Here is a 14,401-nt window from a genome sequence, read left to right as displayed (position 1 = left end):
GCCGATGTTCGCATTATGTCTGCCAAATCGTTGTCTGGCGCACAAACCTTGAGGTGACGCCTAGTGCCAGGATAGAATGTGTAGGCGCCCACATCCTCGGACCAGCAGTGCTCATCGATCCACCACGCGATGCGATCGCGCTCGCGCGACCAGCGGTCGCGGCAGGTGGTAGGGAGCTGCCCTTGATCCGCAAGTTCGACCGCGCGCGCCAAGGCTTGCCAGCAGCTTACCTTGGACATCGTGTAATGCTGAACTTCGGGCAGCTCCCAGATGCCGGCGTCCTTCTGCATCCAGGTGTCGGCGCAGATATCTGCGAGATCGGAGAGGGTCCGCGCTGTCCTCGCATCCAAGATATTGCCGCAGGCGACGAAACGAGAAGCCGTCTCAAAGATGTCTCCATATATTCCATGCTGCAGCTGGTCTGTAGCGCGATTGCCGGTGACGACGGGCTGCGACCGGCGATAGCCGGGCACGTCAATCCGCCGGTCCTCGGGCGCCGGTCCGCCCGACAGCGAATAGCAGACCGCCGGCCCCGCCTCATCAAGCTGCTTCAGCAGCCAGGTGAACGCGGCCTTGGCTTCCGCTTCCGCGCCGATCGCAAGGAACGCCTTGATCGTGTACCCGGCGTCGCGGACCCAGGCGTAGCGATAATCCCAGTTCTTCGTACCGCCAACCCGTTCGGGCAAGGAGGATGTTGCCGCCGCGGCGATGGCGCCGCTGGGTGAATAGAGCAGCAGCTTGAGGGCGAGCGCATTGCGCATGAGCAGCCGGCGTTGTGGGCCGTCGTACGCAATGCGGGACGCCCAGATGCGCCATTCCTGATCCGATATGTCCAGACGCTCGCTGATCTGTTTGATCGAAGGCGCGACCAGTGGCTCGTCCTCGCCCGCGACGATCGCTGCCAGTTCCCAGGCGCCTGCCCCGACCGTAAAGCCTGCTTCGACCCCGCAGTCGTCCGAACGGTCGATCCGAATGCCGTCGCTATGCAGGAAAAGTCCCAGCACGGCGCCGACATGAAAGACGCTGCGCGGCCCGATCTTCTGTACGTAGGGCGAGACAAGCCCCGCGCGGCGGCCGAAGCGCAGTTCAATCCTGAAATCAACCTTGCCCTCCAAGCCCTCGACCCGCCTCGCAAGTTCACACCAGGGCAGACGGCCGGCGGTTCCGCTGTTGAGGGACTCCACCAGGACCGCCTTCCCGGTGGCTGTCGAGAACACTGTCTCCAGCACATTGCTTTCGGCGCGGTAGGCGCGCTCTACGGTGAATGCCATGACCGGCGCGATGCTGAAGAACCCGCCAGCCTCCGGATCGAGCAAACGGTCGAACAGCGGCGGAGAATCGAGGTTCGGCACGCACCACCAGTCGATCGCCCCGTCAGCGCCTGTCATCGCGACCGAACGCCCCTCGCCCAGTGCGCCGTATTCCTGAAGATCGAGATAGCCCGCATCGTCTCGGATCGGGCTGCGGGGATGTCGGGAAGCAGGTGTGATGGCGGCGTCTTTCATCGCGTTGGTGTAGACTGGCGTAACGAACGTCGGCCCATCCTGATCCAAGCGAAAACGGTTCGTGCTAAATCGGGTTTCCTGCGCCGAGTTGGAACCGGATCGCTGCTCCGCCCTTAATTTCCCGTCTGCGGGCCTCCGAAACGCCGCGACCGTTCAACCTACAGGAGCTATCATGGCTGACCGCCTTGCGCTGCAAGATCCCCGCACACAGTATCCCAAGCCGCCCTTTCCCGAGCAGCCGCAGCCCGTTCCCGGCATCGCTGCGGAGATGGACCCCAAGCCCGACCATGGCGAGGAAAGCTATGTCGGCGCAGGCAAACTCAAGGGCCGAAAGGCCCTGGTGACCGGCGGCGATTCCGGCATCGGCCGCGCTGCAGCAATCGCCTATGCACGGGAAGGCGCTGACGTCGCAATCTCCTACCTGCCCAGCGAGGAGAAGGACGCGCAGGAGGTGATCGCTCTCATTGAAGCCGAAGGCCGCAAGGCCATAGCGCTGCCCGGGGACATCACCGACGAAGCCTGGAGCCGGCAGCTTGTCGAAGAGGCCGTGAACGGCCTTGGCGGGCTCGACATTCTCGTGATCAACGCGGGAAGGCAGCAGTACCGCGAGAACATCGCCGAGGTCAGCTCGGAGGATTTCGACAAAACGCTCAAGACCAATCTCTACGCGCTTCACTGGATCGCGCAGGCCGCCGTGCCGCACCTGCCGGCCGGTGCATCCGTGATTACCACCGCATCGGTGCAGGCGTACGAGCCCTCGGACATCCTGCTGGACTATGCCACCACGAAGGCAGGGATTGTCGCCTATACCAAGGCGCTTGCCAAGCAGCTGATCGAAAAGGGCATCCGCGCCAATGTGGTGGCACCGGGTCCGTTCTGGACCGTGCTGCAGTCGAGCGGCGGCCAACCGCAGGACAAGGTCGCCAAGTTCGGCGAGCAAAGCCAGTTTGGCCGCCCAGGTCAACCGGTGGAGATCGCACCGGTCTATGTCCTGCTCGCCTCGCAGGAGGGCAGCTACATCACCGGAGAAGTCTACGGCGTGACTGGCGGCGCGGGCATCGCTTAATCCCAAGCGGCGGTCCGACTAAATCCGGGCCGCCGCTCCCTAAGCCGTTCGTTGATCGGTGATCGAGCATGAAGGCTGCGCCAGCAGAAGGGCGCATAAACCGCCAATGTAGTCGATGATTTTTGCAGCGGGGCATTTTCGCTGTAGAAAGCGCCAATGACCACTTGCAGACATTCCGACCAGCCCAAGTCGCTGATGGACGGTGTCGAAGGTACCGTTTCGGGAGCGCTGTCCATAAGCAACTTGCGTCACCGATCAGCGGTGCTGAAGCTGCTTCCGTTCGATGGACGCCAGCTGGTGATAGCAATCTTCGAGACCATCCGTCATAATTATCTGGCAAGCAACGCCACGGCCAACAAGGATCGTTCGAAACAAAACTGGCGTTGGCCCAGCCTTCAGCCGCGGATTGCCCCGCTTAATCGAAGTCCCGAGGTCGTCATCGAACGCGCCATCGCTGCTGCCTGTGTAGCTCTGGATCGAAAAGATTGGGCAAATCAGATCCCCGTAGCTTCCGGCTTGGTTGAAGGAGCGGGCGATGGACGCCGCGCGATTGACCTCGCGCGTCGTCACGGTGAGAACCATTTCGAACTGATCGAACTTAAGATCGCGAGCGACAATCCGCTATACGCTGCCGTGGAAATCGTAGGTTACGCCTGTCTGTGGCTCCTTGCTCGAAATGATCGCCCGGGGCGATTGTGCGAGTTGCTAGATGCAGAGCGAATCGACCTGACCGTACTCGCTCCCTCGAACTACTATGCGCGGTTTCCGATCGCGGAGATCGAAAAGCCGATCGACGAAGGCGTACGTGCCCTAGGAAGTGGGATGGGCGTGACCATGTCATTCGGTTTTCAAAAACTCGATGGCAGCATCGAAGCTGGAAATCTGCCGACCCCGCAGAAGCTGCTGGACCTGCTCGAACAATCGCGCTTGGCGTGTGTGGTATGACCGAGACTTTGCCACGACCTTCTGGCGCACTATCGAAAAAGCGGAGTCATAAGGGCCAGGTCATTCCTCATGGTCGTGGCCGCGACGCCCCCTTCGCCCATCGCATGGCTGATCTGGTCCAGTCCGAGAACTACGTCGCCTGCGGCGTATAGACCTGGTACATTGGTTCGCTGATGCGCATCAACCATCAGGCACCCTTCATCCGATACATCCGCGCCGGCATCCCGGGCAAGCTGCGAGTTGATGGTGGAGCCGAGCGCAGGGTAGAGCGTATCGAAAATATGCCTGCCGACAAGCGTTTCAACAACAATCCCTGCCTCTGCCACCGTCAGAGAATGGATCATCGAAATCAACGTGACGCCGGCAGCCGCCAGCTCTGCCCGCTGGTGCGCGGTCCAAGCAAAGTGAGGATCATCGGCGACCACGGTCACGTCGCGGCTAAAGCTGCGGAGAAATCGAGCTTCGGCAAGCGCACGCTCGCCCGAGCCAAAGACGGCGATGCGTTGATCGGTCACTTCGTATCCGTCGCACACGGGGCAGTACCGAAGAAGCCCTCGCGCAAGCCCGCGGTCGTGGGTTTCCTTGTCGATCATCGGGGGGCGGCGGTTGATGACCCCGGTTGCCAGCAGCACGGATCGGGCACTAAGAACCTCTCCGCCAATGGTAGCATCAAAATGGGCCCCATGCCGCGATAACTTGGTCACCCTGCCTTTGAGCGCTCTAACCCCATAATGCAAAGCTTGCTGGCGCATGCGCACCAGCAGCTCTTCACCTGATACCCCGTCCGGAAAACCGGCGTGATTTCGCGTCAAAGGTATCTGCGCCGCCCGGCTCCGTCCCTCGTCCACCATGACGACGGAAAGATGGTATCTACCCAGGTGAATTGCCGCTGTGAGCCCGGCGGGACCTCCGCCAACTACCACACAATCGAGCAACTCCGCCGGCCCGGTTGCCATGGACGTTATAGTCCCAATTCCGCCATGAGCTTCGCTTTGCGCTCAGCAAGCTGTTTCCCCAGTTCCTTCAGGTCGAGATCACTGTCCCGGCTCTCTGGAAACATCTCTTTCTCTTCTTCCTCGACGTGGTGTTCGATGTATTCCCCCAGCACCGTCACCTTGGCGTCAAACAGGCGATCACCCGCTTTCATCGCCTGGATTTCCGCGATCAGTTGTTTGGCTGACGCATGCTCGACTTCGGCCTCGTCGAGAAGATCGTCGTCATCAATTGCCGCCCGGGCTGCGGGATAGAAAATCTCTTCCTCGATCTGGGCATGGACGGTCAGGGCTATGCAGATTTTGTCGGATAGCGCTTGTTTCTCGGCGTCATCCTCGAGCGTTTCATATTCCTTGAAATAAGCTTTCACTTCCTTGTGATCGTCCTTGAGCAGCTTGATCGCATCAGCTGGCTTAGCAGCGGCGCGAGCAGACTTACGTGCTGCCCTTGAAGCCGGGCGCGCTTTTCCGGTCCCGGAGGATTTGCTCGATGTGGCAGCCGATTTAGAAGCGGTCTTCGTAGTGGTCTTGGTAGCAGCCATGGTTGCTCTCCTGGTGAAGCCCCCCGCTATCGGGGTGACGTTCGATGGAACAACGCTTCATGAGAACCAAAGAGCCATCTTCAGACACAAATACCGCAAGGCTCCAACGGATCGGCGTCAAGGGGCAGTCGGTCTCTCAGTGCTAGCGCTGCAGCGGCATTAACCAGCACGCGGCATTCGAATTCCAAAGAAATCGTGGGCATCTTAATGGTTGAAAGTTGGACCGCTCCCCCGTCGGGGGAGCGGCCCCGATGCGGTGCGGATGGCTGGAGAGATGAGCCGACACCAGGATGCCGCAGGAGAACGGCACCGGGTTAACATGCTGCAGGGGGGGGGGGGGCTAGTTCCGAAACTGATGGGTGATAGGTTATTGAAGACGAACGGCCATGCCGCTGAAGAAAATCTGCGTTAGCTATGTGGTCCGATAACGTAAGAACGTCGTATCCGCTGGCATCGAGCCCGTCTGGAGTCACAGTGTGGCGATGCCGCGGTGCTGCCCCGCGGCGCGATCTTTTAGTCAGGTTTTGGTGGTTTGGATGAACGTCGGCAAGTCGCCCAAGTCGCCTTGGAATTTAGATCAGCATTCCTGTCAGGGCCAACCCATGTTGTTTGTGCCAGTGCACCCGTTTTTCGATTGATCTGACTATGAGTGTGGCTTTCAAAGCCCGGCAGATCTGGAGACGTGACTTTCTCGGTCCACTCGATAAACTGATTGCTTACCGTCACGCCGTTACAACCTGTTGTGCAACTTGCAACGAATGGACCGTGCAATCCCTCTCGGGACCTCACTTCGGGCACAGCCTCATCGATTAAGAAGGCCCAATGCAGGTCAGATACCCGCACCTGACCGTCAAGATCGTCAATTTCCATCTTACCCCTGCAATCGAGATAATAAGGAGACGCAGCATTCGCACACCCAGACGAAAGCAGAAAAATCCCACCTAACAGAAATGATCGCACGATATCCCCACCTGACATTTTCGACGTTCCTCACAGCTTGTTTAGGCAACCAGCCATTTATTTTTATTTACTTGTTAAAGCGAAAGAAGCTAACGTCCGACTTTCTTAGTTCTTAAAGTATTATGCCCTCAAACTATGCCCGCTGCCCTAAGATGATTGCTCATTCCTCGGCCGCTGCTTCGTTGACATCTTCCAAGTCCTGGAATCGATATGGCGCCATGTCCGCTAGCATCTGCTTGCTGAGCCGAGGGCAGCTATAGGCGCGTCCATGTGTCCATGACGCCGTTTTCGTGAACCCGTAATCCACAGCCATGCTCGCCATCTCGTCATGCGGTGCAAGATACCAATGGCCTTTGTCGTGAAATGCAATCCAGATATCACGGCTGAGATACTTCTGATCGATGGTCCAGCGGCCTTTCAGCTGAACTTTCCGAACGTCACCCGTCGATTCATTGTAGAGAATGAAATCGACGCCACCGTCGTATACCGGGAGAAAGGCGTTGAACCCTTTTGCAAGCGCGAGACTTACCAGCGCGTTGCGATTGATGACCTCAAGGACTTGCGACCTGTAGCGGCTCACAGCGCCCCCGCCGTCACTGAATACGGCGCCCATCCAAACACGAGATCGTCGTGGTGGCCGAGCATCACATCATTCACTTTGGCCAATTGCTGGGCCGCCTTTGTGTAGCCGTTCGTGGCAACCACTAAAGCGAAGCCCGCTTCGTAAAATCGCATAGCGCCGACAATTTCTTGGATAGCTTTGTTGCCTACCGGCTTCGCGTATCGCTTGCACTGCACCACCATCACGTCGGCACCCTTCGTCGCCACAATATCGGCTCCTTGATCGCCGCTGCCTTTAGTCACGCGGGCATTCCAACCAATGGCGCGCAGACGTTCAGCGCAAAGGTGTTCAAAATCGACAGGATCAATGTCGTTGGTGAACCGATTTGGCAGGGAAGCAGCTTGCTCTTTCAGAGCAGCAGCCAATTTCGGCCCAAGCACTTCAGCGGTGAAGAAGCTGTGGAACTCCCGATACTCAGCCGGGTTAGGGAGCGTCGGGCTCACTACTTTGTGAAAAAACTGCTCTGCCTCTTTTTGCCAAGCCGAAGCGTCCTCCACGCCGTAATCATCGACTTTCACAAGCTGCCGTCGCCGACGCAACAGGGCTGGAAGATGCTTATCCACCAGTTCGCTACCTTTGACGCGGACCAACTCGTTCTTTCGGTCAATGTGTTTTTGCGCGGCCACCAGCAGCGCCACTACGCCGGCGACGAATATACAAAATGCCAAAGCGATAGACCAACCGGGGGAAAGTCCGAGAGAATTCCCGAGTACGACTATAATAATCAGCACAATGGCAATTGGTATCAATGGCATCAACAGCGCCCCAAAAAATTCGCGCTCGCCCGAACGCTTATCCCGTTTCATATAAAATGCGAAGAAATAAGATAATGGTTTGGGTCACAGCCCAAACCATTATGCAATCAGGTACGCAACAGCTTGTCAAAGCGCGATGTTATCTGCCTTGGTGTAGCTGAGTTCCCAGCTTGCCTTAGCCAATCCCCCACCACCGAACACGCCATTTTCGAACTTCTTGAACCGCATTGCGACGCCATCGGAACGTGCCCACATTGCGACCTTCCCCTGTCGAGCAAGAATGCTGCCTGCGCTGTTGTCCCAATTCGACGGCTGACCATATTTGGCAGAAAGCGCAGTCAGAACGTCGTTAGAGCAGCGGCCACCCATTGACGGGTTTCCCGCAATCATGACCTCACTGACCATTCCGCCAGCATCGAAGCGAATATTTGCCTCAGCCTGACATTTCTCAGTGATTCTCACGTCGCTAATTTCAATGGCTTTAGACTGATAATCGACGCCCTCCCCCCGTGGATACAGCGCCTCGACCTCGGCGCGGGTCATGCCGAACTCGACCTTGCCCCATACTGGTTCTGCGTGCGCCTGTGTTGCTATCCCCATCGCGGCCACAGCGATCAGCACCTTCTTCATTTCAATCCCCCTGTTGCAAAGCGTGGCTTCTATATCCGTCCGACTTAGCAGTCACGTTCTAAGGAGGCGTAAACAGTCATTCGCTAAATACCGGATGGTTACCATCAAAAGAAAGCCAGATTCTGATGTAGAGTCTGTTTACGAGGAAGAAGCAGACGCCTGAGGAAGAGCCGTTTCACCGAGGCGCGGATTATCGGAATGAACAAGGAGCAGGAGGCTGGACTTCAAACAGTGGAGGTTTGCCGCAAGCGTGGGCTGAGCACGGCAAACTTCTACAAGTTAGATGCGAACTACGGCGGCAGGGAGGTTTCCAATGCCCATCTGGACACCCTGATTTACCTGTGGCGGTGTGTGCGGGATTGTGATTCCATCGAGCTGAGCGATGGAGGCGTGAAGTGTCGGCACAGCGTGGCTTTTTCGATCTCGACGAGCGGTATGCAGCCTTGTCCGCGGCGGGCGATCCGCTGGAGAAGCTGGCCGGTCTGATCGACTTCGAGATATTCCGGCCCGCGCTGGATGCGGCCTTGCAGCGTTCTGATGGTCGCAGGGGCGGTCGCCCGCCGCTTGACGCAGTCATGATGTTCAAGACGCTGATCCTGCAGACACTCTACGGATTATCGGACGCGCAAGCCGAGTTCCAGATCCTGGAACGCCGCAGCGTCGGTCGCTTCCTGGGGCTCGACGATGGCGATAACGCACCGGACGAGACGACGATCTGGCGTTTTCGCGAAGCTCTGGTTCGGGCCGATGCCATCGAGACGTTGTTCGCTCGGTTCGACGCTCACCTCAAGTCGCTGGGTTATCTGGCCATGGGCGGGCAGATCGTGGATGCCAGCATCATCTCGGCTCCGCGCCAACGTACGACCGACGAGGAGCGCTCCATTGTCAGGGACGGCGGCATTCCCAAGGCCTGGGCGGCGAAGCCGGCGAGGCTGGCACAGAAAGACCGTGATGCGCGCTGGACGCTCAAGCGGGGGCGGCGCAAGAAGGGTGCGGATGGAAAACTTCTGGCGGAAATCCCACGCCCATGTTCGGGTACAAGTCGCATATCGGCATCGACCAGCGCCATGGCTTCATTCGTACCTGGTCGGCCAGTGACGCCGCCCGTTACGACGGCCGGAAATTGCCGGAATTGATCGATCCGGCCAACACCGGCAGCGCAATCTGGGCAGACACGGCCTATCGCAGCCAGAAAAATGAACGCGCCATCCTGCGCGCCGGGCTCATCTCGAAGATCCACTTCCGCAGAGCGCCGGGGAAGCCGCTCCCCGGGCAGCGCCAGCGCGCCAATGCCGCCCGGTCCAGGATCCGCTCCGCCGTCGAGCATGTCTTCGCCACCCAGAAGCACCGAATGGGCCTGTTCATCCGTACCATCGGCATAGAGCGTGCAAAGGCAAAGATCGGTCTCGCCAACATCGCGTTCAACTTCAAACGCTTCCTCTACTGGGAATGTCGGCCGAACTCGGCATGATGCACGCCGCCACCGCGCTGATGCCTCGACAGGGCGCCCCCGGTTGGCAGAAAACACCCCGTAGCCGCGCGCGCCATGCCCAGACTGCGTCTGATACCGTCAGACCGATACCCAAGCCGGGTAAATCAGGGTGTCCACTCGGGCGGATGCGTCGATAAACTATCCGAGCAATTGACCCGTTTGGCCCAATATATTCGGCACCCTGCAATCAATCCATGTTAAGTTATATCGCACGGACGCTGATATCCAGCGCCGCTTGGCGGAGGGTGTCGGACTTCCTCTTTTATCGAAGCGGAGAAGGACATGCCTTCTAATGATTCTTCATTCGACCCATTTCTGAAAAGGCTGACGAAGCACACGTTTCTGAGTCAAGAAGCTGAATCAGTGGTGAGAGCTCTCCCTCATCGCCTTGCGGAGGTAGAAGGCGGAAAACACATCGTTCGCGATGGTGATAGGACAGAGCACTGCTGCCTCTTGATCAACGGCTATGTTTACCGCAGCCGCGACACCCGCGACGGACGCCGACAGATCCTTTCTGTTCATATGCGAGGTGATGCGATCGGCTTGCGGAACAGCGTGTTGGGGCTTGCCGATCATAACGTTCAGGCGCTCACCTCGTGCGAGGTCGCGTATGTACCGCAGCAAGCCCTCCTTGCCGCCGCAACTGCTCACCCTGCTTTGGGGCAGGCATTTTGGCGCCAGACGCTGATCGAAGCTTCAATCGCTTACGAGTGGATGCTGAGCATCGGCCGTCGCTCGGCGCGCCACCATTGCGACATCGCGATAGAATAGGACGCGCGCAGCTGGCGGCGTCGGCGGATGATACCGCTAGATGACACGCGCGCCGGTTCTGTCGTACCCTCCATAATCAGGTCTGACATAATTAATGCGGCAATTAAGGTGAGAAATTCCGCCATTTGATTGTCCGTCAATTGAAAACCGCCTTTAAAGGTGTGCGAACTTACAGAACTTCATCATCCGGCGAATAAGGAAAACCGACAGCTGCGCGCGCAGCGCCGTCGCCAGGGTGCCGCGAAGTGCCAGGCGGCGCCGCTGCGCTCGGCGGCGAGCTCGGCGTCGTCGGCGGCTTCACGTTTACGGCACTGCTCGAGGCCTGCAGCCCCGATGTTCAGGGCGTCCGCGACGCGGCGTTGCTGTCGCTCGGCTACGATGCCGGGCTGCGCGTCAGCGAGCTCACCACCGTGGAGATCAAGCATCTGTGGCCGCAGGGCGATGGCACCGGGCTGCTCCATCTCCCCGCTCCAAGACTGTTCAGGAGAGTCTTGGCGCCTGGGTCTGGCTCTCAGCCGATACCATGCGCCGGATCGCGCGCTGGCGCTCGGAAAGCGGGATCAGCGAAGGCGTGTTGTTTCCCCGGGTTGGGGTCGACCGCCGCCGTCCGCGGCCCAAGGAGGCGGCCGATGCCCGGTGGGGCGATGAGGATGCAGACGGCGCGGCCCTGCTGGTCACTTTCACGGTCGGCGATGCCCCTCTCACCCGGCGGGGGGGCACCGGGATCTACCGGCGCATTGCTCTCGCTGCGGCGCGGAAGGGGCTGGTTGATGTGCCCACCGCCCATCTGGACTCTCCTCTCGCTACCCTTTCGACCCATAGTCTGCGGGTCGTTCTGACCCAGGATCTGTTCGTCGCCGGCGAGGATGGTGCCGGCATAGCTCTCACCTTGCGCTGGTCTTCGCCTTCCACGGCGCGCGCTATGGCCGGCAGCTTCAGGTATAAATCGGGGTGGCCGCACGAGTCTTGTCGCGGGTGCGGTCGTAAGCTGGGACGGCCAAGGAGGCCACTAGTTGCCCCCTTGATTGGTGTCACAACCAGACGGTTTTGACACCGGAATCCGAGTCGAGCCTTTCCATGGGTTTACAGGTGTAAGAATCCAGTGTCAGAACGCCGCGATGCAAATCGGCTATGCGCACGTGTCTCGCGGCAATCATCAGGACCTAAATACCCAGCGCTACGAGCTGGCCCGTGCCCGCCAGCTTGCGCGAGCGTGGGCGGAGACGCTTCCCGAGCCGAAGCGTCGCGACATGGCGGCACTGTTTACTCGCGCCGCAATTGAGACGTACGCCGCTGAGGCTCGACCCCATGCGAGCATCAGCGCTCCTTTCGCCAAGCCTTATGGCCGGCTCGACCTCGCAGTTGCCGAGTTGGCTCAGTTGGTGGGCCGCGAGGCTGCGTCGCTGCCGATCACCGAAGCCGTCTACTTTCTGACAGGCCTCTACACGACTTTGCTTGCTACAAGGGAGCGTGGGGCTTTGGGGGCATTCTACACACCGCCGGCGCTAGCGAACCGTTTGCTCGACATGGCCGAGGAACAGGGGATCGACTGGACCTGTGCTCGCGTGCTCGACCCGGCGAGCGGCGGTGGTGCTTTCCTGCTACCTGCAGCCGAACGGATGATTGCGGCACTTCCCGAAGCCGAGCCGGCATTCGTGCTACGGCAGATCGGCGCGCGCTTGTCCGGGCTGGAGCTAGACTCCTACGCCGCCGGTTTCGGGCAGAACGCGATCGAGCTGTTGCTGGCGGACGTGACTTCGGCCGCAGGTCGCGCCGCGCCGACTGTGGTGCGCGTAGCTGACACGCTGGACGAGGCGCCCACCGCCCGCTTCGATCTGGTGATTGGTAATCCGCCGTATGGGCGCGTCACCCTCAGCCCCGCACAGCGCGAGCGCTTCGCGCGTGGCCTTTACGGCCATGCGAACCTCTATGGCGTCTTCACCGATATTGCCCTGCGCTGGACCAAGAAGGGCGGCACGATCGCTTATCTCACCCCCACCAGCTTCCTGTCGGGCCATTATTATTCCGCACTCCGCGAGTTGATAGCGAAGGAGGCTCCCCCGGCCGCGATCGACTTTGTTCAAGCGCGTCGCGGCGTGTTTGAGGACGTGCTGCAAGAGACGCTGCTGGCCGCGTATAGGCGTGGTGCGAAGGCTGGTCGGGCCCAAGTCCACTATATCGAGGTTAAAAACGAACGTGAGGCCCGTCTCATCCGTAATGGAACCATCGGGCTCCCCTCCCCCGCATCGCAGCCTTGGCTTGCACCGCGTGAGCCGCGCCACAGCGCGCTGATAGCCAAGGCAGAAACTATGCCGGCGCGGCTTGTCGATTGGGGCTACAGCGTGTCCACCGGGCCTTTGGTGTGGAACCGCTTTAAGGACCAAATGCGGCAGCGTCCTGCCCGCAGTGTGCATCCGCTCATATGGGCTGAAGCTGTTTCTGCGGATGGCCGGTTCGCGTTCCGAGCCGAGAAACGCAATCACGCGCCGTACTTCAAGATTGAGAGGGGCAACGCCTGGCTGTTGGTTGAGGAAGCTTGCGTCCTCGTTCAGCGCACCACTGCCAAGGAGCAGGCGCGCCGACTGATCGCGGCCGAGTTGCCTGCCGATTTCGTTGCCCAGCACGGCGGTGTGGTAGTCGAGAACCATCTAAACATGGTTCGCCCCGTCGCATGTCCTGCTGTGTCGCCGGCGACGGTTGCGGCGGTGCTGAACAGCCGGATCGTTGACCAGCTCTTCCGCTGCATCAACGGCAGCGTTGCCGTGTCCGCGTTTGAAATGGAAGCGCTGCCCCTACCCTCACCTGCGGTGATGAAACAAGTGGAGGTCTTGGTTAGACGAGGAGCCAGCAGTGCCGAGATCGAGCACGAACTGGAGCGGCTTTATGGACAGATCGAGCCATGATGCCGATGTTGACCCGGGATGAGGTTCACGCCCGCTTGCAGGATATCTTCCCCGATGGCGCGCCCAACCGCGCCTATTTAACTCGGATGCTTGCCGCGAGCACGGTGTTCGTCGCGCTGTATATCGACGCGATCGAAGGCAGCGGGACGATGCTCGGTCCCAAGCACGTTTATCGCATGACCAACGAACAGGCGGCCCTTGTCGATAATGCGAGCCGCAGCGAGTATGCGACAGGGGTCTTACGTACTGGCAGCCAGATCGAGGGCCGGCGGTGGTATCAGGACAATACCCGTGAGCCCATCCGCGACGAGACGTTGCGCGAGGGGCTAGTAGCAATCGGCGCGGTGATCGAGCGCACGGACCTTCCCACCACATCGAGCAAGCCACGCTACGCTCTGAAGGCGAGCTTTGCCGCTTTGTTTGATCCTGCCGTCACGGGCGAGGCGCTGCAGGCTCTGATCGCGGCTTGGCAAGCCGAGGCCTTGAGTAAGGGTGCGCTTGCACGATTGGCGATTGTTAGACAGGGCGCGGGCGTCAGCGTCGACCAGGTACTTGTCACCTTCCCCAACGGGGAGACACGCCGAATGAAGCCTGGGCCGAGTTCCGAAATCACTAAGGCCGTAGTCGAGGTGTTCGCACCCGCGTTTCTGACCGACCCTTCCGTCGTGTTTCTCAGCGAGAGCGGGAACAAGGTGGTCGCGCGCGACGAGGCGCTGGCGCGATCGATTGGCCTCGCGATCCAGGCTGACAAGAACCTGCCCGACACGATTCTAGTCGACCTTGGGCCGGCACATCCGCTGCTGGTGTTCGTGGAGGTGGTCGCGACCGATGGACCGATCAGTCAACGTCGCAAGGAGGCGCTGGAGGAGCTTGTCGCACAAGCTGGCTTCCCGGCTGAGCATGTCGCGTTCGTAACAGCCTATCTCGACCGTAGCGCCGGACCGTTCAAGAAGACCGTCGATAGCCTTGCATGGGGTAGCTACGCCTGGTTTGCGGCTGAGCCAGAGCAGTTGGTGGTTTTTAGCGAGGCTCGAGAGAGTCTGCGCGGCCGGCCGTAGCGACAGCAAGGATAAGGTTGATAATTATCCTCGCTGTCACCGCAGTCGTATCGGTTACCCCCTATTTCGGCGCGGCTGCCGTCCGGCGCCTAGAGGGCTCTGTTGCAAACTCTGATGCCGTTGCCGAGGTTGGGTCCTTGGATTGGTAAGGTCGGTTGTG

General features: G+C 59.7%; 12 protein-coding genes and 2 pseudogenes. 7 read left to right on the top strand and 7 right to left on the bottom strand.

Annotated features, from left to right (window positions below; genetic code table 11):
* Nucleotides 1-1,505: glycoside hydrolase family 15 protein (locus NTCA1_RS22885; protein WP_159831973.1), on the bottom strand; the 1,505-nt coding region annotated here is incomplete at its 3' end.
* Between the two features lie 172 nt (nucleotides 1,506-1,677).
* Here NTCA1_RS22885 and NTCA1_RS22880 point away from each other — a divergent pair.
* Together NTCA1_RS22880 and NTCA1_RS22875 are read left to right on the top strand one after the other, a co-directional pair.
* Complete coding sequence (locus tag NTCA1_RS22880) at nucleotides 1,678-2,571, top strand: SDR family oxidoreductase (RefSeq protein ID WP_159831966.1); 894 nt, start codon at nucleotides 1,678-1,680, stop codon at nucleotides 2,569-2,571.
* Nucleotides 2,572-2,727: 156 nt separating this feature from the next.
* Nucleotides 2,728-3,516 carry a hypothetical protein gene (locus NTCA1_RS22875; RefSeq protein ID WP_159831965.1) on the top strand — a complete coding sequence of 263 codons (789 nt, stop codon included), beginning with the start codon at nucleotides 2,728-2,730 and terminating at the stop codon, nucleotides 3,514-3,516.
* 29 nt (nucleotides 3,517-3,545) lie between these two features.
* Here the strand turns inward: NTCA1_RS22875 and NTCA1_RS22870 are convergent, their stop codons facing one another.
* From NTCA1_RS22870 to NTCA1_RS22850, 5 genes are all read right to left on the bottom strand, one after another.
* A complete protein-coding gene (locus tag NTCA1_RS22870) occupies nucleotides 3,546-4,472 on the bottom strand; it encodes an NAD(P)/FAD-dependent oxidoreductase (RefSeq protein WP_159831964.1) in 927 nt (308 codons plus the stop codon).
* A gap of 5 nt (nucleotides 4,473-4,477) precedes the next feature.
* Nucleotides 4,478-5,050, bottom strand: a complete 573-nt coding sequence (locus tag NTCA1_RS22865; protein ID WP_159831963.1) for a hemerythrin domain-containing protein — start codon at nucleotides 5,048-5,050, stop codon at nucleotides 4,478-4,480.
* Nucleotides 5,051-6,170: 1,120 nt separating this feature from the next.
* Nucleotides 6,171-6,590 carry a hypothetical protein gene (locus NTCA1_RS22860; RefSeq protein WP_159831962.1) on the bottom strand — a complete coding sequence of 140 codons (420 nt, stop codon included), beginning with the start codon at nucleotides 6,588-6,590 and terminating at the stop codon, nucleotides 6,171-6,173.
* On the bottom strand, nucleotides 6,587-7,438 hold the full coding sequence (locus tag NTCA1_RS22855) for a restriction endonuclease (RefSeq protein ID WP_159831961.1): 852 nt from the start codon (nucleotides 7,436-7,438) through the stop codon (nucleotides 6,587-6,589). Before NTCA1_RS22855 ends, NTCA1_RS22860 begins: the two co-directional genes overlap by 4 nt.
* 75 nt (nucleotides 7,439-7,513) lie before the next feature.
* Nucleotides 7,514-8,017, bottom strand: coding sequence for a hypothetical protein (locus NTCA1_RS22850; RefSeq protein ID WP_159831960.1), 504 nt, complete (start codon nucleotides 8,015-8,017; stop codon nucleotides 7,514-7,516).
* 159 nt (nucleotides 8,018-8,176) lie between these two features.
* Between NTCA1_RS22850 and NTCA1_RS22845 the strand changes: the two are divergent.
* The 3 genes and pseudogenes from NTCA1_RS22845 to NTCA1_RS22835 all read left to right on the top strand — a co-directional run.
* Nucleotides 8,177-8,335: pseudogene (locus NTCA1_RS22845) on the top strand (transposase); the annotation flags it as partial.
* A gap of 77 nt (nucleotides 8,336-8,412) precedes the next feature.
* Nucleotides 8,413-9,488: pseudogene (locus tag NTCA1_RS22840) on the top strand (IS5 family transposase).
* Nucleotides 9,489-9,791: 303 nt separating this feature from the next.
* Nucleotides 9,792-10,280 (top strand): Crp/Fnr family transcriptional regulator, encoded by a 489-nt coding sequence (locus NTCA1_RS22835; RefSeq protein WP_159831959.1) that lies wholly within the window; start codon nucleotides 9,792-9,794, stop codon nucleotides 10,278-10,280.
* A 182-nt stretch (nucleotides 10,281-10,462) separates the two neighbouring features.
* On the opposite strand, the gene NTCA1_RS29090 is transcribed toward NTCA1_RS22835, so the two are convergent.
* Nucleotides 10,463-10,741, bottom strand: coding sequence for a hypothetical protein (locus NTCA1_RS29090; RefSeq protein WP_159831958.1), 279 nt, complete (start codon nucleotides 10,739-10,741; stop codon nucleotides 10,463-10,465).
* 657 nt (nucleotides 10,742-11,398) lie between these two features.
* Between NTCA1_RS29090 and NTCA1_RS22825 the strand changes: the two genes are divergently transcribed.
* Nucleotides 11,399-13,183, top strand: coding sequence for a class I SAM-dependent DNA methyltransferase (locus tag NTCA1_RS22825; RefSeq protein WP_159831957.1), 1,785 nt, complete (start codon nucleotides 11,399-11,401; stop codon nucleotides 13,181-13,183).
* Entirely contained in the window at nucleotides 13,180-14,241 is a 1,062-nt protein-coding gene (locus NTCA1_RS22820; protein ID WP_159831956.1) for a BsuBI/PstI family type II restriction endonuclease, read from the top strand. The genes NTCA1_RS22825 and NTCA1_RS22820 overlap by 4 nt, the downstream gene beginning before the upstream one ends.
* The last annotated feature ends 160 nt before the right edge of the window (nucleotides 14,242-14,401 follow it).

This window comes from Novosphingobium sp. TCA1 (genome assembly GCF_009811895.1).
Taxonomy (GTDB): domain Bacteria; phylum Pseudomonadota; class Alphaproteobacteria; order Sphingomonadales; family Sphingomonadaceae; genus Novosphingobium; species Novosphingobium panipatense_A.
Note: the sequence above shows the minus strand (reverse complement) of the source record. Positions and strands in the feature narration are given on the sequence as shown.

Coding starts and splice junctions, on each gene's coding strand:
- NTCA1_RS22880 (WP_159831966.1), top strand. CDS start 1,678: ATGGCTGACCGCCTTGCGCTGCAAGATCCCCGCACACAGTATCCCAAG.
- NTCA1_RS22875 (WP_159831965.1), top strand. CDS start 2,728: ATGACCACTTGCAGACATTCCGACCAGCCCAAGTCGCTGATGGACGGT.
- NTCA1_RS22870 (WP_159831964.1), bottom strand. CDS start 4,472: ATGGCAACCGGGCCGGCGGAGTTGCTCGATTGTGTGGTAGTTGGCGGA.
- NTCA1_RS22865 (WP_159831963.1), bottom strand. CDS start 5,050: ATGGCTGCTACCAAGACCACTACGAAGACCGCTTCTAAATCGGCTGCC.
- NTCA1_RS22855 (WP_159831961.1), bottom strand. CDS start 7,438: ATGAAACGGGATAAGCGTTCGGGCGAGCGCGAATTTTTTGGGGCGCTG.
- NTCA1_RS22850 (WP_159831960.1), bottom strand. CDS start 8,017: ATGAAGAAGGTGCTGATCGCTGTGGCCGCGATGGGGATAGCAACACAG.
- NTCA1_RS22835 (WP_159831959.1), top strand. CDS start 9,792: ATGCCTTCTAATGATTCTTCATTCGACCCATTTCTGAAAAGGCTGACG.
- NTCA1_RS29090 (WP_159831958.1), bottom strand. CDS start 10,741: ATGGAGCAGCCCGGTGCCATCGCCCTGCGGCCACAGATGCTTGATCTC.
- NTCA1_RS22825 (WP_159831957.1), top strand. CDS start 11,399: ATGCAAATCGGCTATGCGCACGTGTCTCGCGGCAATCATCAGGACCTA.
- NTCA1_RS22820 (WP_159831956.1), top strand. CDS start 13,180: ATGATGCCGATGTTGACCCGGGATGAGGTTCACGCCCGCTTGCAGGAT.